The organism is Mesorhizobium sp. M7A.F.Ca.ET.027.02.1.1 (assembly GCF_004022985.1).
Taxonomy (GTDB): Bacteria; Pseudomonadota; Alphaproteobacteria; order Rhizobiales; family Rhizobiaceae; genus Mesorhizobium.
The window spans coordinates 1-15,316 of sequence record NZ_RZOL01000123.1 but is presented as its reverse complement, the minus strand read 5'-3'; the positions used below and the strand labels follow the sequence as shown (position 1 = coordinate 15,316).

Annotated in this window: 15 protein-coding genes and 1 pseudogene; 12 read left to right on the top strand and 4 right to left on the bottom strand. The window is 63.4% G+C overall.

Going from position 1 to position 15,316, the window contains the following annotated elements:
- From phnK to phnE (EN749_RS15595), 7 genes and pseudogenes are all read left to right on the top strand, one after another.
- A pseudogene (phnK, locus tag EN749_RS15625) lies at positions 1–233 on the top strand (phosphonate C-P lyase system protein PhnK); the annotation flags it as partial.
- A 2-nt stretch (positions 234–235) separates the two neighbouring features.
- Positions 236–943: a phosphonate C-P lyase system protein PhnL gene (phnL, locus tag EN749_RS15620; protein WP_127809270.1), complete on the top strand. Its 708-nt coding sequence runs from the start codon at positions 236–238 to the stop codon at positions 941–943.
- A complete protein-coding gene (locus tag EN749_RS15615) occupies positions 940–1,557 on the top strand; it encodes a DapH/DapD/GlmU-related protein (protein ID WP_128363467.1) in 618 nt (205 codons plus the stop codon). Before phnL ends, EN749_RS15615 begins: the two co-directional genes overlap by 4 nt.
- A gap of 359 nt (positions 1,558–1,916) precedes the next feature.
- Complete coding sequence (gene phnC / locus EN749_RS15610; protein ID WP_128363466.1) at positions 1,917–2,774, top strand: phosphonate ABC transporter ATP-binding protein; 858 nt, start codon at positions 1,917–1,919, stop codon at positions 2,772–2,774.
- A 92-nt stretch (positions 2,775–2,866) separates the two neighbouring features.
- Complete coding sequence (gene phnD / locus EN749_RS15605) at positions 2,867–3,775, top strand: phosphonate ABC transporter substrate-binding protein (protein ID WP_128363465.1); 909 nt, start codon at positions 2,867–2,869, stop codon at positions 3,773–3,775.
- A 57-nt stretch (positions 3,776–3,832) separates the two neighbouring features.
- Positions 3,833–4,783 (top strand): phosphonate ABC transporter, permease protein PhnE, encoded by a 951-nt coding sequence (phnE, locus tag EN749_RS15600; RefSeq protein WP_128363464.1) that lies wholly within the window; start codon positions 3,833–3,835, stop codon positions 4,781–4,783.
- Positions 4,784–4,791: 8 nt separating this feature from the next.
- A complete protein-coding gene (gene phnE / locus EN749_RS15595; RefSeq protein WP_189367537.1) occupies positions 4,792–6,150 on the top strand; it encodes a phosphonate ABC transporter, permease protein PhnE in 1,359 nt (452 codons plus the stop codon).
- A 269-nt stretch (positions 6,151–6,419) separates the two neighbouring features.
- Here the strand turns inward: phnE (EN749_RS15595) and EN749_RS15590 are convergent, their stop codons facing one another.
- The 3 genes from EN749_RS15590 to EN749_RS15580 form a co-directional block, all read right to left on the bottom strand.
- Positions 6,420–7,271 carry a sugar phosphate isomerase/epimerase gene (locus tag EN749_RS15590; RefSeq protein WP_127809264.1) on the bottom strand — a complete coding sequence of 284 codons (852 nt, stop codon included), beginning with the start codon at positions 7,269–7,271 and terminating at the stop codon, positions 6,420–6,422.
- A gap of 226 nt (positions 7,272–7,497) precedes the next feature.
- Positions 7,498–8,685 (bottom strand): Gfo/Idh/MocA family oxidoreductase, encoded by a 1,188-nt coding sequence (locus EN749_RS15585; RefSeq protein ID WP_127269535.1) that lies wholly within the window; start codon positions 8,683–8,685, stop codon positions 7,498–7,500.
- A gap of 150 nt (positions 8,686–8,835) precedes the next feature.
- Positions 8,836–9,891 carry a sugar phosphate isomerase/epimerase gene (locus EN749_RS15580; protein ID WP_127269536.1) on the bottom strand — a complete coding sequence of 352 codons (1,056 nt, stop codon included), beginning with the start codon at positions 9,889–9,891 and terminating at the stop codon, positions 8,836–8,838.
- A 399-nt stretch (positions 9,892–10,290) separates the two neighbouring features.
- On the opposite strand from EN749_RS15580, the gene EN749_RS15575 reads away from it, so the two are divergent.
- The 5 genes from EN749_RS15575 to EN749_RS15555 are packed head-to-tail and all read left to right on the top strand — an operon-like array spanning position 10,291 to position 14,542.
- Entirely contained in the window at positions 10,291–11,178 is an 888-nt protein-coding gene (locus tag EN749_RS15575) for a sugar phosphate isomerase/epimerase (RefSeq protein WP_027037785.1), read from the top strand.
- 60 nt (positions 11,179–11,238) lie between these two features.
- Positions 11,239–12,408 (top strand): mandelate racemase/muconate lactonizing enzyme family protein, encoded by a 1,170-nt coding sequence (locus EN749_RS15570; protein ID WP_128363462.1) that lies wholly within the window; start codon positions 11,239–11,241, stop codon positions 12,406–12,408.
- Between the two features lie 2 nt (positions 12,409–12,410).
- Positions 12,411–13,127: a FadR/GntR family transcriptional regulator gene (locus EN749_RS15565; protein ID WP_127259775.1), complete on the top strand. Its 717-nt coding sequence runs from the start codon at positions 12,411–12,413 to the stop codon at positions 13,125–13,127.
- A 5-nt stretch (positions 13,128–13,132) separates the two neighbouring features.
- Positions 13,133–14,113: a hydroxyacid dehydrogenase gene (locus EN749_RS15560; RefSeq protein ID WP_127809263.1), complete on the top strand. Its 981-nt coding sequence runs from the start codon at positions 13,133–13,135 to the stop codon at positions 14,111–14,113.
- Positions 14,114–14,155: 42 nt separating this feature from the next.
- Positions 14,156–14,542: a hypothetical protein gene (locus EN749_RS15555; RefSeq protein ID WP_128363461.1), complete on the top strand. Its 387-nt coding sequence runs from the start codon at positions 14,156–14,158 to the stop codon at positions 14,540–14,542.
- An 18-nt stretch (positions 14,543–14,560) separates the two neighbouring features.
- Here the strand turns inward: EN749_RS15555 and EN749_RS15550 are convergent.
- The coding region (locus tag EN749_RS15550; RefSeq protein WP_245491405.1) for an amidase family protein at positions 14,561–15,316 on the bottom strand (756 nt) is incomplete at its 5' end.

Here is a 15,316-nt window from a genome sequence, read left to right as displayed (position 1 = left end):
TCGACGTCTCGGTGCAGGCGCGCCTGCTCGACCTGTTGCGCGGTCTGGTCACCGATCTTGGTCTGGCGGCCATCGTCGTCACCCATGACCTTGCCGTGGCGCGGCTTTTGTCGCAGCGCATGATGGTGATGAAGGACGGCCGCGTCGTCGAAAGCGGTCTCACCGACCGCGTGCTCGACGACCCGCGCGCGCCTTACACGCAGCTCCTCGTTTCCTCGATACTTCAGGTATAACCATGCCGACCCCCCTCGTTGTCTCCGACGTTGCCAAGAGCTTCACCATGCACCTGCGCGACGGCATCAAACTGCCTGTTGTCGCCGGTGTCTCGTTCTCGATCAGGGCCGGCGAATGCACCGTGCTCGGCGGCCCGTCCGGTGCCGGCAAGAGCTCGATCCTGAAGATGCTCTACGGCAACTATGCCGTCGACGAAGGCCAGATCATCGTCACGCATGATGACGGGCTGATCGACCTGGCCACCGCCAGCCCTCGCACCGTGCTTGCGGTGCGCCGGCAAACGATCGGCTATGTCAGCCAGTTCCTGCGCACCGTGCCGCGCGTTTCGGCGCTCGATGTCGTCGCCGAACCGCTGGTCGAGCGCGGCGAGGATCGCGAGATTGCCCGCGGCAAGGCGCGCGCCTTGCTGGCACAGCTCAACCTGCCGGAGAAACTCTGGGCTTTGCCGCCTGCGACCTTTTCCGGCGGCGAGCAGCAGCGCGTCAACATCGCGCGCGGCTTCATCACCGAGCATCCGATCCTGCTGCTCGACGAACCGACCGCTTCGCTCGACGCCAGGAACCGCGACGTCGTGATCGAACTCATCGCCGCCAAGAAGGCGGCTGATGTCGCCCTGCTCGGCATCTTCCATGACCACGACGTGCGCGAGGCGGTTGCCGACCGCATCATCGACGTCACCGCTTTCGCGTCCGGAAAAATCGCCGCATGAGCAGGAAATTGTCCGAGACGCCGCTGATCCACCCGACGGCGGATGTACAGAATTCGACGCTCGGCCGCTGGACCGAGATCGCCGACCGCAGCCGGGTCTCGGAAGGCGAACTTGGCGACTATTCCTACATGATGCAGGACTGCTCCGTCTGGTGCGCGACAATCGGCAAGTTCGCCAACATCGCCGCCGCTGTGCGCATCAACGCCACCAACCACCCGACCTGGCGGCCGACGCTGCATCACTTCACCTATCGCGCCTCGGACTACTGGGACGATGCCGAGCACGAGACAGAATTCTTCGCCCAGCGCCGCGCCAAACGTGTCACCATCGGCCACGACACCTGGCTCGGCCATGGCTCGACCATCCTGCCCGGCGTCATCGTCGGCGATGGCGCCGCGGTCGGCGCCGGTGCTGTCGTCTCGAAAGATGTCGCGCCTTACACCATCGTCGCCGGCGTGCCGGCAAAGCCGATCCGCGAGCGCTTCGATCGTCGCACGGCCGAACGCTACCAGGCGCTCGCCTGGTGGGACTGGGATCATGCAAGGCTGCGGACCGCGTTGGATGACTTCCGGGAGCTTGAGGCCGAGGCCTTCCTGGAGAAATATGGCGGATAGCGACGTCCAGGAATGGGCCGCCACTGACGCCGGGCAGCGGGGCAAACCGCCTGGCCCCTGCTATCCGCATGACGTGCCTCTCGACACCATGACGGCCCTTGTCTGGAACGCCTAAAGGAAGGCCTCGCCGTCGCCAGCGCGCCACGGGCGAGTATGTGCGCATCACGTGGTGCCGTCTTGCCATCGGCACCAACTCGCCAGGCCTGCATTCCACATCACCTTCGACTGCTGGTCCTGGGCCGGCCACAGGCTCCGGCCTGTGGAGCGTAACAAAACTGACATCACCGCGACACGGCAGGTTCATGTGGCTGCGCTAGGCGAATGCCTGACGATCAATGGTCCGGACTGGAACCTGCCCCATGCCAGCAAATTCCGCCACGCTCGAAATCCGCGGTGTCACCCGACGATTTGGCAAGAACACCGCCGTCAGCAACATCAACATCGCCATCCCGCAGGGTCAGATGGTTGGCGTCATCGGCCGTTCGGGCGCCGGCAAATCGACCCTTCTTCGCATGATCAACCGTCTCATCGATCCCAGCCAGGGGTCGATTTTTTTTGACGGCGCCGAGGTCTCGAAGCTGAGCGGCTCGCCGCTGCGGCGCTGGCAGCGCGACTGCGCCATGATCTTCCAGCAGTTCAACCTGGTGCCGCGCCTCGACGTGCTGACCAATGTGCTGCTCGGCAAGCTGAACCACCGTTCCACCATGTCCAACCTGCTCGGCATGTTCTCCCGCGCCGAATGCGCCGAGGCGGTCGCCGCGCTCGAGCGGCTCGATATCGCCCGCACCGCACTGCAGCCCGCCGGCACCTTGTCGGGCGGCCAGCAGCAGCGCGTCGCCATTGCCCGCGCCATGATGCAACAGCCCAAGGTGATCCTCGCCGACGAGCCGATCGCCTCGCTCGACCCGCTCAACGCCAAGGTGGTGATGGATTCGCTGCAGGACATCAATCTGCGCGAAGGCATCACCGTCGTCACCAATCTGCACACGCTGGATACCGCCCGTACCTATTGCAACCGCATCATCGGCATGGCCGCCGGCAAGGTCGTCTTCGACGGCCCGCCGGAAGAACTCAACCGCGAGGCCGTGCGCCTCGTCTACGGCGCCGACAGCAATGGCCAGGAGATCTCCGAGGCCATCACTTCGACCAGCGTTGCCTTCAGCCGCAAGATCGCCGCATCCGCCGGACCGCTCGAGCCCGCATTCCCGGGATATTGAGAGCGGTTGGGATCGCCAGTCCACGTCAAGGGCACCTGTCAAAATCGATAACGCTGCCGGCGCGGGGCCGGAACCTACAGGAGAAATATCCAATGTTCAGGAAGATGGTTTTCAGCGCCGTTTCGGTGCTCGCCATGGCGACCAGCATGGCCCAAGCGGCCGATATGAAGGAATTTCGCGTCGGCATTCTCGGCGGCGAAAACGAAACCGACCGGCTGCGCAACTACCAGTGCCTTGCCGACCATCTGAAGGCCGAATTCGGCTTCGAAAAGGTCTCGCTGTTCCCGGCCGCCGACTATGACGGCGTCATCCAGGGCCTGCTTGGCGGCACGCTCGACTTCGCCGAACTCGGCGCTTCCGGCTACGCCAGCGTCGTTCTCAAGGACCCGAAGGCGGTCACCCCGATCCTCACCACCCAGCAGACCGACGGCGCCACCGGCTATTATTCGATCGGCCTGGCACTGAAATCCTCCGGCATCACCGACATCAAGTCGGCCAAAGGCAAGAAACTCGGCTATGCCGATCCGGATTCGACCTCCGGCTATCTGATCCCGCTGACCCAGATTCCGAAGGACACCGGCGCTTCGAACGAGACGTTCTTTGCCTCGACCCAGTTCAACGGCGGCCATGAGAACAACATTCTCGCCGTGCGCGACGGCAAGGTCGATGTCGCGGTAGACGATTCTTCGGGCGTCGGCGACTTCAAGAACGGCTTCACCTCCGGTAGCTTCCACAAGGTAGTCGCCAAGGGCGCCGTCGACCCCAACGACTTGGTCGAAGTCTGGCGCTCGGGCCTGATCCCGAACGGCCCGCTGGTCGTGCGCACCGCGCTCGGCGACGAGATGACCGCCAAGCTGGCCGCCTTCTTCACCGCCTTGCCGACCAAGGACAAGGCCTGCTTCGAAGGCGTCGAAGGCGGCGACTTTACCGGCTACGTCCCGGTGAAGGCGGACTTCTACAACGTCATCGTCGAAGCCCGTAAGGCAGCCATCGGCGGCTAACGGCGAAACCGGAAAGGGCGGTGCGTTCAAAGTACCGCCCTTTCTGCATCTCCGATCATGACCATTTCAGTGACAGCCCCCACCCACCAGATGGCCGATGCCTGGCGAAGCCAGACGTCCCTGCGCCGGCTCTATACAGCACTCGGCGTTGGCTTGCTGCTTGTTGCGATGTTTTCCAGCATGTGGTTTGCCGACGAAGCCAATGCCGGGCACTTTTTTGACCGCCTGCCGCACATTCTGGATTTCCTGAGCTGGCTGGTTCCCATGGACTGGAACGACGTCTGGCGCGCGCTATTCGACATCGCCTCGCCGCACGACACCGGTACCCAGGAATTCAACTTTCCGCTCGGCCGGGTCTATATCTGGGGCGGGCTCTACATCCCCGAATATTTCGAGCTGATGCTGACCACGGTGAATGTGGCGCTGGTCTCGACCTTCATCGGCTTTGTCTTCGCCGTGCCCTTCTCGTTCATCGCGGCGCGCAATCTGACGCCGCACCCGGTGCTGCGGCTCATCGTCAAGCGCCTCATGGAATTGCTGCGCGCCTTTCCCGAAATCGTCATTGCCGGCCTGTTCGCCGCCATCGTCTCGACCGGTCCCATCGCGGCCATCATCGCCATCGGCCTGCATTCGATCGGCGCACTCGGCAAGCTGTTCTACGAGATCAACGAGAACATCGACATGCGCGCCGAGGAAGGCTTGACGGCGGTCGGCGCCAACTGGTTCGAGCGGGTGCGCTTCGCCGACCTGCCGCAGGTGCTGCCCAATTTCATGTCCTACACGCTGCTGCGGATCGAGATCAATGTTCGGGCATCGACGATCATCGGCGCCGTCGGCGGCGGCGGCATCGGCGAGGAGCTGAAGCTCTCCATCTCGCGCGGCTTCGGCGCCAAGACGCTGGCGCTGGTGCTGCTGCTGTTCACGACCATCTTCATCATCGACCAGTTCTCCGCCTGGCTGCGCCGCAAATTGGTCGGCGAACAGGCCTTTTTGATGAGCGCCACCTGACCATGGCCATGACCGTCGATAAAATCAAAGCGATCGAGGAACGCTACCCGCACGTGTTCCGGCGTCCGGCCTACAAGCGCTTCGGCCCGTTGCTCCTGTTCGTCGGCACGCTCCTCTATCTCGTCTATGCCTTATGGTTCTTCAGCCTGCCGCACGTTTTGCGCGAATCGCATTGGGAACGGCTGCCGCTCTTCCTGACGCAATGGGTCAGCTACGATCTGCAACCGGAATTCCGGCTCGACCAGCCGGAGATTACGCCCAGATATCCGCGTTTTTCGGCGCTGGGCGAGAATCCCAATCCGGATTGGGTAATCAAGAATGCCGACGGCTCCTTCACCGTGCGGATCGATGGCCAGGCAAAGTCCGTCACGTTCGACAAGACCTATGCGACCATTGTTGCTCATGGACAAACAGTGCCGGTAGCGTTGACCAGCGGCAAGCCGGTAGTCTCGGGCCCTGTGCCGGACTGGGTGACCGTGCATGACGATGAAATCGTCGCCAAGATGGGCTTTGTCGGCGAGGTGCGCGTCACCGTAGACCGGGTAAAAGTCCGCAAACGCTTCCTCGGCTGGGCAAATTTCGTGTTCGACACACGCTCACCCTTCTTCGGCAAGTCCGCTGGCGAAGTCATCTCGCTGATCGTGTCCGGGCCCGAACTCAAGCCGGGCACCTCGAACCTCGCGCTGGCCGGCAACAACATCTGGAACAACGCCCAATGGCAGCACGGCGACGTCTGGACGAAGCTGCTACAGACCATTGTCATGGCTTTTCTGGGCACGCTGCTCGGTGGCATCGTCGCCTTTCCGCTTGCCTTCTTCGCCGCCCGCAACATCACGCCCAGCGGGTTGCTCAGCCAGATCCTGAAGCGCTTCTTTGATTTCATGCGCTCAGTCGACATGTTGATCTGGGCGCTGTTCTTCACCCGCGCTTTCGGCCCCGGCCCACTGGCAGGCAGTGCCGCCATCTTCTTCACCGAGATCGGCACCCTCGGCAAAGTCTATTCGGAAAGCCTCGAGAACATCGACGACAAGCCACGCGAGGGCATCAAGTCGACCGGCGCCAATGGCTTGCTGGTGCAGCGCTATGGCGTGATGCCGGAAATCATCCCCATCTTCATCAGCCAGACGCTCTACCAGTGGGAATCCAACACCCGCGGCGCCACCATCATCGGCGCCGTCGGCGCCGGCGGCATTGGCCTCAAGCTCTGGGAAGCGATGCGCACCAATTCCAACTGGGCCAACGTCTTCTACATGGTGCTGCTGATCCTGTTCGTCGTCTTCATCTTCGACAACATCTCCAACTTCCTGCGCCGCCGGCTGAGCCGGACAATCCACGACTACAACAGGATCCAGGCCGAGCAGGGGTAGGCTTGTGATGCAGAAGCGCAAGTCGTCTCGTCCGGCGCCCAAGGATCGCCCCCCACTCCGTCGAGCTACGCTCGACACCTCTCCCCCGATCGACGGGGTAGAGGAAAGGCGCCAGGCTGTCCGAGCCGACGCCTGTCTTTCTAGACCAGCCACCAAGCTCCCTTTCCTCTCCCTCCGGAGGGGGGAGAGGTGGCTCGGCGAAGCCGAGACGGAGCGGGGGAACCACCTGGCAACCGCCGCGAACGCAAATAGAAAATGGGTCAGGGCGCCTAAGCCGCCTTCTTCCACCCGCTCTTGATATGCCTATACCCCTCCCGATAGACCGCTTCCGGCGTCTCGGAAAAATCGCGCCACACCTTCGTTGCCGCCGCCAAGTCCTTCAGCGAGCGGCCGAACGCCTCGATCGTCAGCCAGTCGTCATAGCCGCTCTTGCGGATGGCTGAGAATGTTTCTGTCCAGGGAATGTTGCCGCGCCCCGGCACGCCGCGATCATTCTCCGAAATATGGATATGCACGACATTCCTGCGATGTTTCGTGTAGGCGCCGATCGGGTCGGCCTCCTCGATATTGGCGTGGAAAGTATCGTACATCGCCTTGATGTGCGGCCGGTCGATGGCGTCGATATGCTCCGACAGATCCGCCATCGTGTTGAGGAGATAGCATTCGAAGCGGTTGAGCGCCTCGAGGCCGATGGTGACGCCCTTGTTGCCGGCATGGTCGCCGATCGCGCGTTGCGAGGCGACGGAGCGCTTTTTCTCGGCAGAGGTCGGTCCGGAGCCGGAAAACGACCCGAGCGTCGAATGCAGCGGGCCGCTCAGCGTGCTGGCGCCAAGTGCCTGCGCGCAGTCGATCGCCCATTTCATGTAGTCGACCCCGGCCTTGCGCGTCGCCGCGTCGGCCGAGATCAAATTCATCGCCGGATCGCCCATGGCCGAAACAGAGGTTCGCTCCAGTCCGATGCGGTCGAGCAGATCGCCGAGTTTTTTGTAGTCGTCCGGCGCGCCGGCGAAGATCGGTATCTCGACGCCATCGAAGCCGGTCGCCTTGATGTCGCGCAACAGCGGCTCGTGTTTCTTCGACACCGCCGTCGTCCACAAGAACATGCACATGCCGATTTTCATCGACGCCCCTCCCCATTTGATGCTGCGTGCGGGCTGTTCCCGTCAGCTTCGCGCAAAGTCCCCTCATCCGGCCGCTTCGCGGTCACCTTCTCCCCGAGGGGAGAAGAGACGAGCACGGGCCTCGGCTTCCTCCTCTCCCCTCGGGGAGAGGTCGGATTGCCCCGAATTGCCCTTCGCAATTCGGCTGGCAATCCGGGTGAGGGGGCCTTCGTTACCCGCCGTGCGACTACAGCTTCGTCCACGCCCCATTCTTCTTCGACGATTTCACGCAGGCCTCGATGAAGGCCATGCCCTCGACGCCGTCCTGGATGGTCGGGAAGACGACGTCCTTGGGCGGCTTGCCGCCCTTGCGGCGTGCCGCGCGGATGGCGCGTGCGGCCTCCTGGTAGATGTTGGCGAAACCTTCGAGATAGCCCTCGGGATGACCCGACGGCACGCGGCTGACACGGCCCGCCACCGGCAGCGCGCCGGCGCCGTTGCGGGTGATCAATTGCTTCGGCTGGCCGAACGGCGTGTACCAGAGATAGTTCGGGTCGGCCTGCACCCATTCCAGCCCGCCCTTGGAGCCGTAGATGCGCAGCTTCAGCCCGTTCTCGTGGCCGGGCGCCACCTGGCTTGCCCAGATCATGCCCTTGGCCGGATGCGTCTTGCCGATAGGTTTGAAGCGCAGCATGACGTTGACGTTGTCATCGAGTAGCCGGCCCGGCACGAAGGCGTCGAGATCGGCCGACAGGGAGTCCAGTTCCAGCCCTGAGACGAAGCGGGCGAGGTTGTAGGCATGCGTGCCGATATCGCCCAGCGCACCGCCGGCGCCTGCCTGCTTGGGGTCGGAGCGCCACGCCGCCTGCTTCTGGCCTGTCGCGGCCAAATCCTCGGTCAGCCAGTCCTGCGGATATTCGGACTGCACGATGCGGATGTCGCCGAGAACACCTTTGGCGACCATTTCGCGTGCTTGCCGGATCATCGGATAGGCGGTGTAGTTGTGCGTCAGCACGAACACCTTGCCGGTCTTCTCGACTATCGCCGCAAGCTTTTTCGCCTCGGCCAGGGTCGTCGCCAGCGGCTTGTCGCAGATGACGTGGATGCCGGCCTCGAGGAAAGCTTTTGCCGCCGGCACATGGACATTGTTGGGCGTGACGATGGCCACTGCCTCGATGCCGTCGGGGCGCTTCGCCTCGGCCTTGGCCATCTCGGCATAGGATGCATAGCTGCGTGCGGGGTCGAGCCCCAGTTCGGCGGCCGAGGCCTTGGCACGGGCCGGGTCGGCTGACAAAGCACCGGCAACCAGCACGAAATCATTGTCCAGCCGCGCCGCGATCCGGTGCACCGCGCCGATGAACGCGCCTTGCCCGCCGCCGACCATGCCGTAGCGGATCGGGCCGCCTCCCGTTTCCGACTTCGATGCGCCGACCATATCTTGCTCCTCGCTGTTGCTCACCTCCCCCTTGAGGGGAGGTCGATCCGCGCAGCGGATCGGGTGGGGTCGTTGAGGCAGAGCTCGGCATGAACCGACCCCTCCCGGCCCTTCGGGCCACCCTCCCCTCGAGGGGGAGGGGAAACCGCGCTAGATGCCCATCATGGCGCGCAGCATCTTCTTGTCGGTGGTGCCGGCGGCGAAGTCGTCGAATGCCTTTTCGGTCACCCGGATGATATGGTGCTCGATGAAAGGCGCGCCTTCGGCCGCACCATCCTCCGGATGCTTCAGGCAGCACTCCCACTCCAGTACCGCCCAGGAATCATAATTGTACTGCGTCAGCTTGGAAAAGATGCCGCCGAAATCCACCTGTCCATCGCCCAGCGAACGGAAGCGCCCGGCGCGGTTGGTCCAGCTCTGGTAGCCGGAATAGACGCCTTGCCGGCCGGTCGGGTTGAACTCGGCGTCCTTGACGTGAAACGCCTTGATGCGCTCGTGATAGATGTCGATGAATTCTAGATAGTCGAGCTGCTGCAGCAGGAAGTGCGACGGATCGTAGTTGATATTGCAGCGCTTGTGGCCGCCGACCGCGTCGAGGAACATCTCGAAAGTGGCGCCGTCGAACACGTCCTCAGAGGGGTGAATTTCATAGCCGACATCGACGCCGTTGTCCTCGTAGACGTCGAGGATCGGCTTCCAGCGTTTGCCGAGCTCGCCAAACGCTTCCTCAATGAGTCCAGCCGGTCGCTGCGGGAACGGATAGAGGTAAGGGAAAGCCAGCGAGCCGGTAAACGACACTGAAGCATTCAGGCCCAGATTGCGCGATGCTTTAGCGCCGAACTTCATCTGCTCGACAGCCCACTCCTGCCGGGCTGCGGGATTGTTGTGCACCGACGGCGGCGCAAAGCCATCCATCTGCGCGTCATAGGCTGGATGAACCGCGACCAACTGCCCCTGCAGATGCGTCGACAGTTCGGTGATCTCGACGCCGGCGTCAGCGCAGATGCCCTTCACCTCATCGCAATAGGCCTTGGAAGAAGCCGCCTTCTTGAGGTCGAACAGCCGCGCGTCCCAGGTCGGGATCTGCACGCCCCTGTAGCCGAGACCGGCCGCCCATTTGGTGATCGACGCCAGTGAGTTGAACGGCGCGGCGTCGCCCGCGAACTGCGCCAGAAACAGCCCAGGGCCCTTCATTGTCGTCGGCATCGCATCCTCCCTCATTTCTCTCTCGACCGAGCATAGCGCCGATTGGAAGCAGGGCCAGCCACTTTGGTCTTTTCTCAACGGGTGCTTGCACGCACCGCCATTCTGGTATTACCAAATGTGGAAATTTGGTCAAGCCGCGCAATGCGCCATCAAGACCCCAAAATCAACTGTTGCAGGCCTATATATCTCAATATAATCAAGGAAATAATCCATTGAGAGAGTTGCACCCCAGCGCTTCTTGCCGATCTGGAGAATTTGCTGTAGACCTCGCTTCAGGCCCAATTGGTCGAACCAGTTTGCGAAAAAAGGCTGGGAACGCCTTGGGGAGGAACCTTTGTGTCGCCTTTTGGCGATGCATGTCGCAGGCGAACCATAGAGACGATTTGGGAAGGACAGACCATGCATCTTTCGACGCACAACTGGATGCGCGCGGAACCCTTGGAGACGACGCTCAAGCGCATCAAGAAATTCGGCTATGAGTCGATCGAGATTTCCGGCGAGCCCGAGCAGTACAAGACCAAGGAGACCCGGGCGCTGCTGAAGGAGCATGGTATTCGCTGCTGGGGCGCGGTGACCCTGATGCTGGGCGAGCGCAATCTTGCCGCCAGGAACCAGGGCCAGCGCGAGCGTTCCGTTCAGTATGTCAAGGACGTGCTGACCATGGTCAGCGAACTCGATGGCGAGATCATCACGCTGGTTCCGGCCACCGTCGGCAAGGTCGTGCCTGACGGGACCGAGGAAGAGGAATGGAAGTGGGTCGTCGACGCCACCCGTGAATGCTTCACCCACGCCAAGAAGGTCGGCGTCAAGATCGCTGTCGAACCCCTCAACCGCTTCGAGACCTATCTGTTCAATCGCGGCGCCCAGGCACTGGCGCTGGCTGACGCGGTCAGCCCCGAATGCGGCGTGTGCCTAGACGCTTACCACATCCACATGGAAGAATTTAACGTCCATGACGCGATCCGGCAGGTCGGAAAGCGCCTGTTCGACTTCCACGTCGCCGACAACAACCGGTTTGCCGCCGGCCTCGGCCAGATCGATTGGCCGAAGATCGTCGCCACCTTGCGCGAGATCGGCTACGACGGCGCGCTGACCAATGAGTTCGTCGCGCCCGTCGACCGGACGCCGGCAGCCCCCTATCCCGACATGGTCGAGCGCAATCCGGTCGACATCTCGCCCGAGCAGCTGAAGTTCATCCAGGACCACGGCTCCAGCGTGCTCACCGAGAAATTCTACACCGACCAGATGCGCATCAACGCCGAAACGTTATTGCCGCTGATCAAGTAGCCGACTGCCTCTGGGAAATTCGCCCTTCCGCCCTGACCGGCGGCGGGGCTGGGGAAGAATATGCGTATCAAGTCCGTCCAAGCCTGGTGGATCCGCGTTCCGATCGAAGCCGCTCGGCAGCACCGCAGCGACTTCGGTCAGGTGACGACCTTCGACGCCGCCATCCTGCGCATCGAAACCGATGACGGGCTGGTCGGCTGGGGCGAAGGCAAGAACGCCGCCGGCAGTGCCGGCAGCTACGGTGCACTCGTCCACATGCTGAACCATGAGGTCGGGCCTCAGCTGGTCGGCCGCGATCCGGCGGACATCGGCGTCATATGGGAGATGCTCTACAATGGCGTGCGCCACGACAGCGCAGCGCGCGGCGGCCACGCCATGCCGCAACTGGCGCGGCGCGGCATGAGCATCGCCGCCATCAGCGCCGTCGACATCGCGCTGTGGGACATTCTTGGCAAATCGCTTGGCGTTCCGGTCTGGCGGCTGCTGGGCGGCCGCAAGTTCGATCGCATGCCGGCTTACGCGTCCGGCGGCTGGGCGGCTGCCGACGCCATCGGCGAGCAGTTGAAATCCTACATCGCCAAGGGCGGCTTCAAGGCGCTGAAGATGCGGGTTGGCGCCATGGATGGCGCGGCGCACATTTCGGCCGGCCGCGTGCGGGCCGCACGGCAGGCGCTCGGCCCCGATGTCGAACTGATGGTCGACGCGCACGGCACCTACACGGTGGCCGAGGCCAAGCGCTTCATCCATCTCGTCAACGATCTGGACCTCGCCTGGTTCGAGGAGCCTATCATCGCCGACGACAAGCCCGGCATGGCTGAAGTGCGGGCGTCAGGTGCCGTCCCGATCGCCACCGGCGAAAGCGAGGCGACACGCTATGCCTTCCGCGATCTCGCGGTGCTGAAAGCCGCCGACATTTTCCAGCCGGATCCCGCCTTCTGCGGCGGTATCAGCGAGGCGATGAAGATCGGCACCATCGCCAGCGCCTTCAATCTGCGCTTTGCACCGCATTTGTGGGCCGGCGCGCCCTGTTTTTTCGCAGGCTTGCATGTCTGCGCCGCCTCGCCGTCGAGTTTCACCGTCGAATATTCGCTCGGCGCCAACCCGATGATCCATGATCTGGTCGAAGAGACTGTCGAAGCCAGGGACGGCATGATAGCGATCCCGGAAAAACCGGGCCTGGGATTCACCATTTCGGAGCGGTTCCTGGAGGCGCACGCGCAACGCGGTTGACGATGAAAGAAAAGAACCTCCTCGCGGAACTCGCTGCCTACCTGTTCTCCCATTCGGACAAGGAGAGCGGCCGAACGCCTTCGGAACGCGAACTGGCGGAGCATTTCGCCGTCAGCCGCGGCCAGATCCGCGAGGCGCTGGCCATCCTGGAGGCCATGCGCATCGTCGAGCGCCGGGCCAAGTCCGGTATCTACATCGACACCAAGCAGGCCAGCGTGGAGGCCATGGCGCTCTTTGCCCGCGCGGGCCTGCCGCTCGACCCGATCCAGATCTACGAGACGGTCGAACTGCGCAAGATCCACGAGATCAAGGCGGCCGAACTTGCCTGTTCGCGCGCCACCGAGGAGAATTTCGAGCGGCTGCGTGAAATCCTGAAGGTTTCGGAAGAGCGCATTGCCGCCGGCGAAGGGCTTGCCAGGGAAGACCGTGAATTCCACCTCGAGATCGTGCGCGCCACCAAGAACAGCGTCTTCCACAATGTCTGCAGCGTCTACTACATGATGGGCGAGCAGCGCCTGCCGATCTATTTCAACGACCCCGAGCGCAACGTGCGCTCGCATGCCGAGCATATCCAGATCTATGAGGCGCTGCTGCGCCGCGATGGCAATCTCGCCCAGGCGCTGATGAGCGCCCATTTGCAAGGGGCTGAGAGCTACTGGAAAGGCCTGATCGAGGGCCATGGCGAGGAACCTCAAAGCCCGGCGCTCGAAAAAGCTTGACCGACATGGCCCGAATCCTCACGACCCACGCCCTGCACCCGCGCGCCTCGGCCATGCTGGCCGGCGCCGGAGAACTCGTCGTCGCCTCCGCCATCGATCCGGCCACGCTGGCCGCCGAGGCGAAGGATGCCGACATCGTCATCGTGCGCGCGCCGCTGCCACCACAGCTTTTCGACGGCGCAAAGCTGCTGCGGGCGGCAATCCGTCATGGCGCCGGGCTCGACATGATCCCGATGGAAGCAGCGGCGGCCGCCGGCGTGCTGGTGGCGAATGTGCCGGCAGTCAATGCCCGCTCGGTTGCCGAGCACGTCATGTTCGCGGCGCTGGCCTTGCTGCGCAACTTCCGCGTCGTTGACCGTGACCTGCGCACCAAAGGCTGGCTCGCCGGCCGCGAGCACGCCAATTCCAGCAGCGAGCTTGCCGGCAAGACGATCGGCATCGTCGGCCTCGGCGCCGTCGGCCAGGCGGTTGGCCATATCGCCGCGCACGGCTTCGACCTGAAGGTGGTGGCAACGACGCGCAGCATGCAGCCGGCGCCGGACAAGGTCGGCTTCCTGTCGATCGACGCTCTCGTCGAGCAGAGCGACATCATCGTTCTGTGCTGCCCGCTGACGCCGGAAACGCGCGGCCTGATCAACCGTGAGCGGATCGCCCGCATGAAGCCGCATGCGCTGCTGATCAACGTGTCGCGCGGACCGGTCATCGATGACGATGCGCTGATCGAGGCGTTGCAGAAACGCCGTATCGGCGGTGCCGCGCTCGATGTTTTTGCGACACAGCCGCTGCCGTCGAACCATCCCTATTTCGGCTTCGACAATGTCATCATCACGCCGCACATGGCCGGGATCACCGAGGAATCGATGATGCGCATGGGCGTCGGCGCGGCGGGTGAAGCCTTGTTGGTGCTGGCCAACAAGCTGCCGGTCAATCTGCGCAATCCGGAAGTGGTCGATCACTATCGGCGGCGGTTTCCGGCGAGCCCGTAACGCATCGCGGTTTCGCCCCAATTCTCCGCGACGCTGAGGGCCATGTCCGATCCACGCCTCGCATCCCTGGTAGCCGTCGTGTGTTCGCTCTGCGCCATGCCGTCATTCGCGGCCGAAATAAGCTATGTCTATTGTGACAACGGGCTGCGCTGCTTCAAGGCGCCGTGCCCGTCGAACAGCGCACTCGACCTTGCCACCGTGGCGATCATCAAGGGCGTCTCGATCGACCCAAGCGGGTTGCCGCAGGCCGACAAGGCGATAACCGATCTTTCCGACGCGCTTTATGCCGGCAAGATCGTCGTCAGGGGCTCGATCGAGCACCGCACCCAGACCATCACCGGCAAGAAGTACAATCTCCCCTGGCTTGTCGCGACCCGTATCGTGCGGACCGCCAAGGACAGCGAACGCAAGCACTGTTCGTCGCACTGATATTCAGTCCAGCCCTGGTCACGCGCCAAGCAGCTGCTCTATTTCAGCGGCAATCCGCAGCAGGCGCCGGTCATGCCCGTTGCGCGCCACCAGCATCAGGCCGGCCGGCAGCGGAGTGCCCGGCATCGGCAGCGAGATCGCGCAGAGATCGAACTGGTTGGCTACCTGCGTGTTGCGCAGCAGCAGGCCCTCGGTGCGGTCGCGCAGCTCGGCGCCGTCAGCCATCGAGACGATGGTCGGCGCCGTCACCGGCGTGGTCGGCAGAGCCAGTACATCGACCGATGCCAGCCGCTCGTCCATGGCGGCGGCAAGTGCTGCGCGACGACGCATTGCCCTGATGTAGACAGGCGTCGGCAGCATTGCCGCCCGCGACAAAGGTCCGCTGACATGCGGGTCGACCGGCACCGACGCTCCTGTCGCCAGCCAGTCGGCATGCACTTCGGCCCCTTCCATCGCAGCGATCGAGCCACGCTTGGTGGCCGCGCGCAAATCGGCAAGCAGATCGTCGATCGACAGGTCGGCGATCCGCGCGCCTGTCTGCTCGATCTTGCCAAGGCAGCGGTCGAACGCGGTCGCCACCTCGCCTTCCGTCTCTTCGAAAAGGACGCCGCGCGGAATGCCTATGCGAAGCCCTGCAAGGGCAATCGGCATCAGCGCGGTCGGCACCTCGCCGGCCATCGCGGCGTCCTTTTCGAAGAGACGGAAGGCGAGGTGGCGACCGCGTTCGACCGCTGCCTTGGCAAGATCGAGCAGACAGGCGCGCGGATCGCCGAC

Bases quoted from the DNA above. Each gene is read 5' to 3' on its own strand.
- phnL (WP_127809270.1), top strand. From the start codon at position 236: ATGCCGACCCCCCTCGTTGTCTCCGACGTTGCCAAGAGCTTCACCATG.
- EN749_RS15615 (WP_128363467.1), top strand. From the start codon at position 940: ATGAGCAGGAAATTGTCCGAGACGCCGCTGATCCACCCGACGGCGGAT.
- phnC (WP_128363466.1), top strand. From the start codon at position 1,917: ATGCCAGCAAATTCCGCCACGCTCGAAATCCGCGGTGTCACCCGACGA.
- phnD (WP_128363465.1), top strand. From the start codon at position 2,867: ATGTTCAGGAAGATGGTTTTCAGCGCCGTTTCGGTGCTCGCCATGGCG.
- phnE (WP_128363464.1), top strand. From the start codon at position 3,833: ATGACCATTTCAGTGACAGCCCCCACCCACCAGATGGCCGATGCCTGG.
- phnE (WP_189367537.1), top strand. From the start codon at position 4,792: ATGACCGTCGATAAAATCAAAGCGATCGAGGAACGCTACCCGCACGTG.
- EN749_RS15590 (WP_127809264.1), bottom strand. From the start codon at position 7,271: ATGAAAATCGGCATGTGCATGTTCTTGTGGACGACGGCGGTGTCGAAG.
- EN749_RS15585 (WP_127269535.1), bottom strand. From the start codon at position 8,685: ATGGTCGGCGCATCGAAGTCGGAAACGGGAGGCGGCCCGATCCGCTAC.
- EN749_RS15580 (WP_127269536.1), bottom strand. From the start codon at position 9,891: ATGCCGACGACAATGAAGGGCCCTGGGCTGTTTCTGGCGCAGTTCGCG.
- EN749_RS15575 (WP_027037785.1), top strand. From the start codon at position 10,291: ATGCATCTTTCGACGCACAACTGGATGCGCGCGGAACCCTTGGAGACG.
- EN749_RS15570 (WP_128363462.1), top strand. From the start codon at position 11,239: ATGCGTATCAAGTCCGTCCAAGCCTGGTGGATCCGCGTTCCGATCGAA.
- EN749_RS15565 (WP_127259775.1), top strand. From the start codon at position 12,411: ATGAAAGAAAAGAACCTCCTCGCGGAACTCGCTGCCTACCTGTTCTCC.
- EN749_RS15560 (WP_127809263.1), top strand. From the start codon at position 13,133: ATGGCCCGAATCCTCACGACCCACGCCCTGCACCCGCGCGCCTCGGCC.
- EN749_RS15555 (WP_128363461.1), top strand. From the start codon at position 14,156: ATGTCCGATCCACGCCTCGCATCCCTGGTAGCCGTCGTGTGTTCGCTC.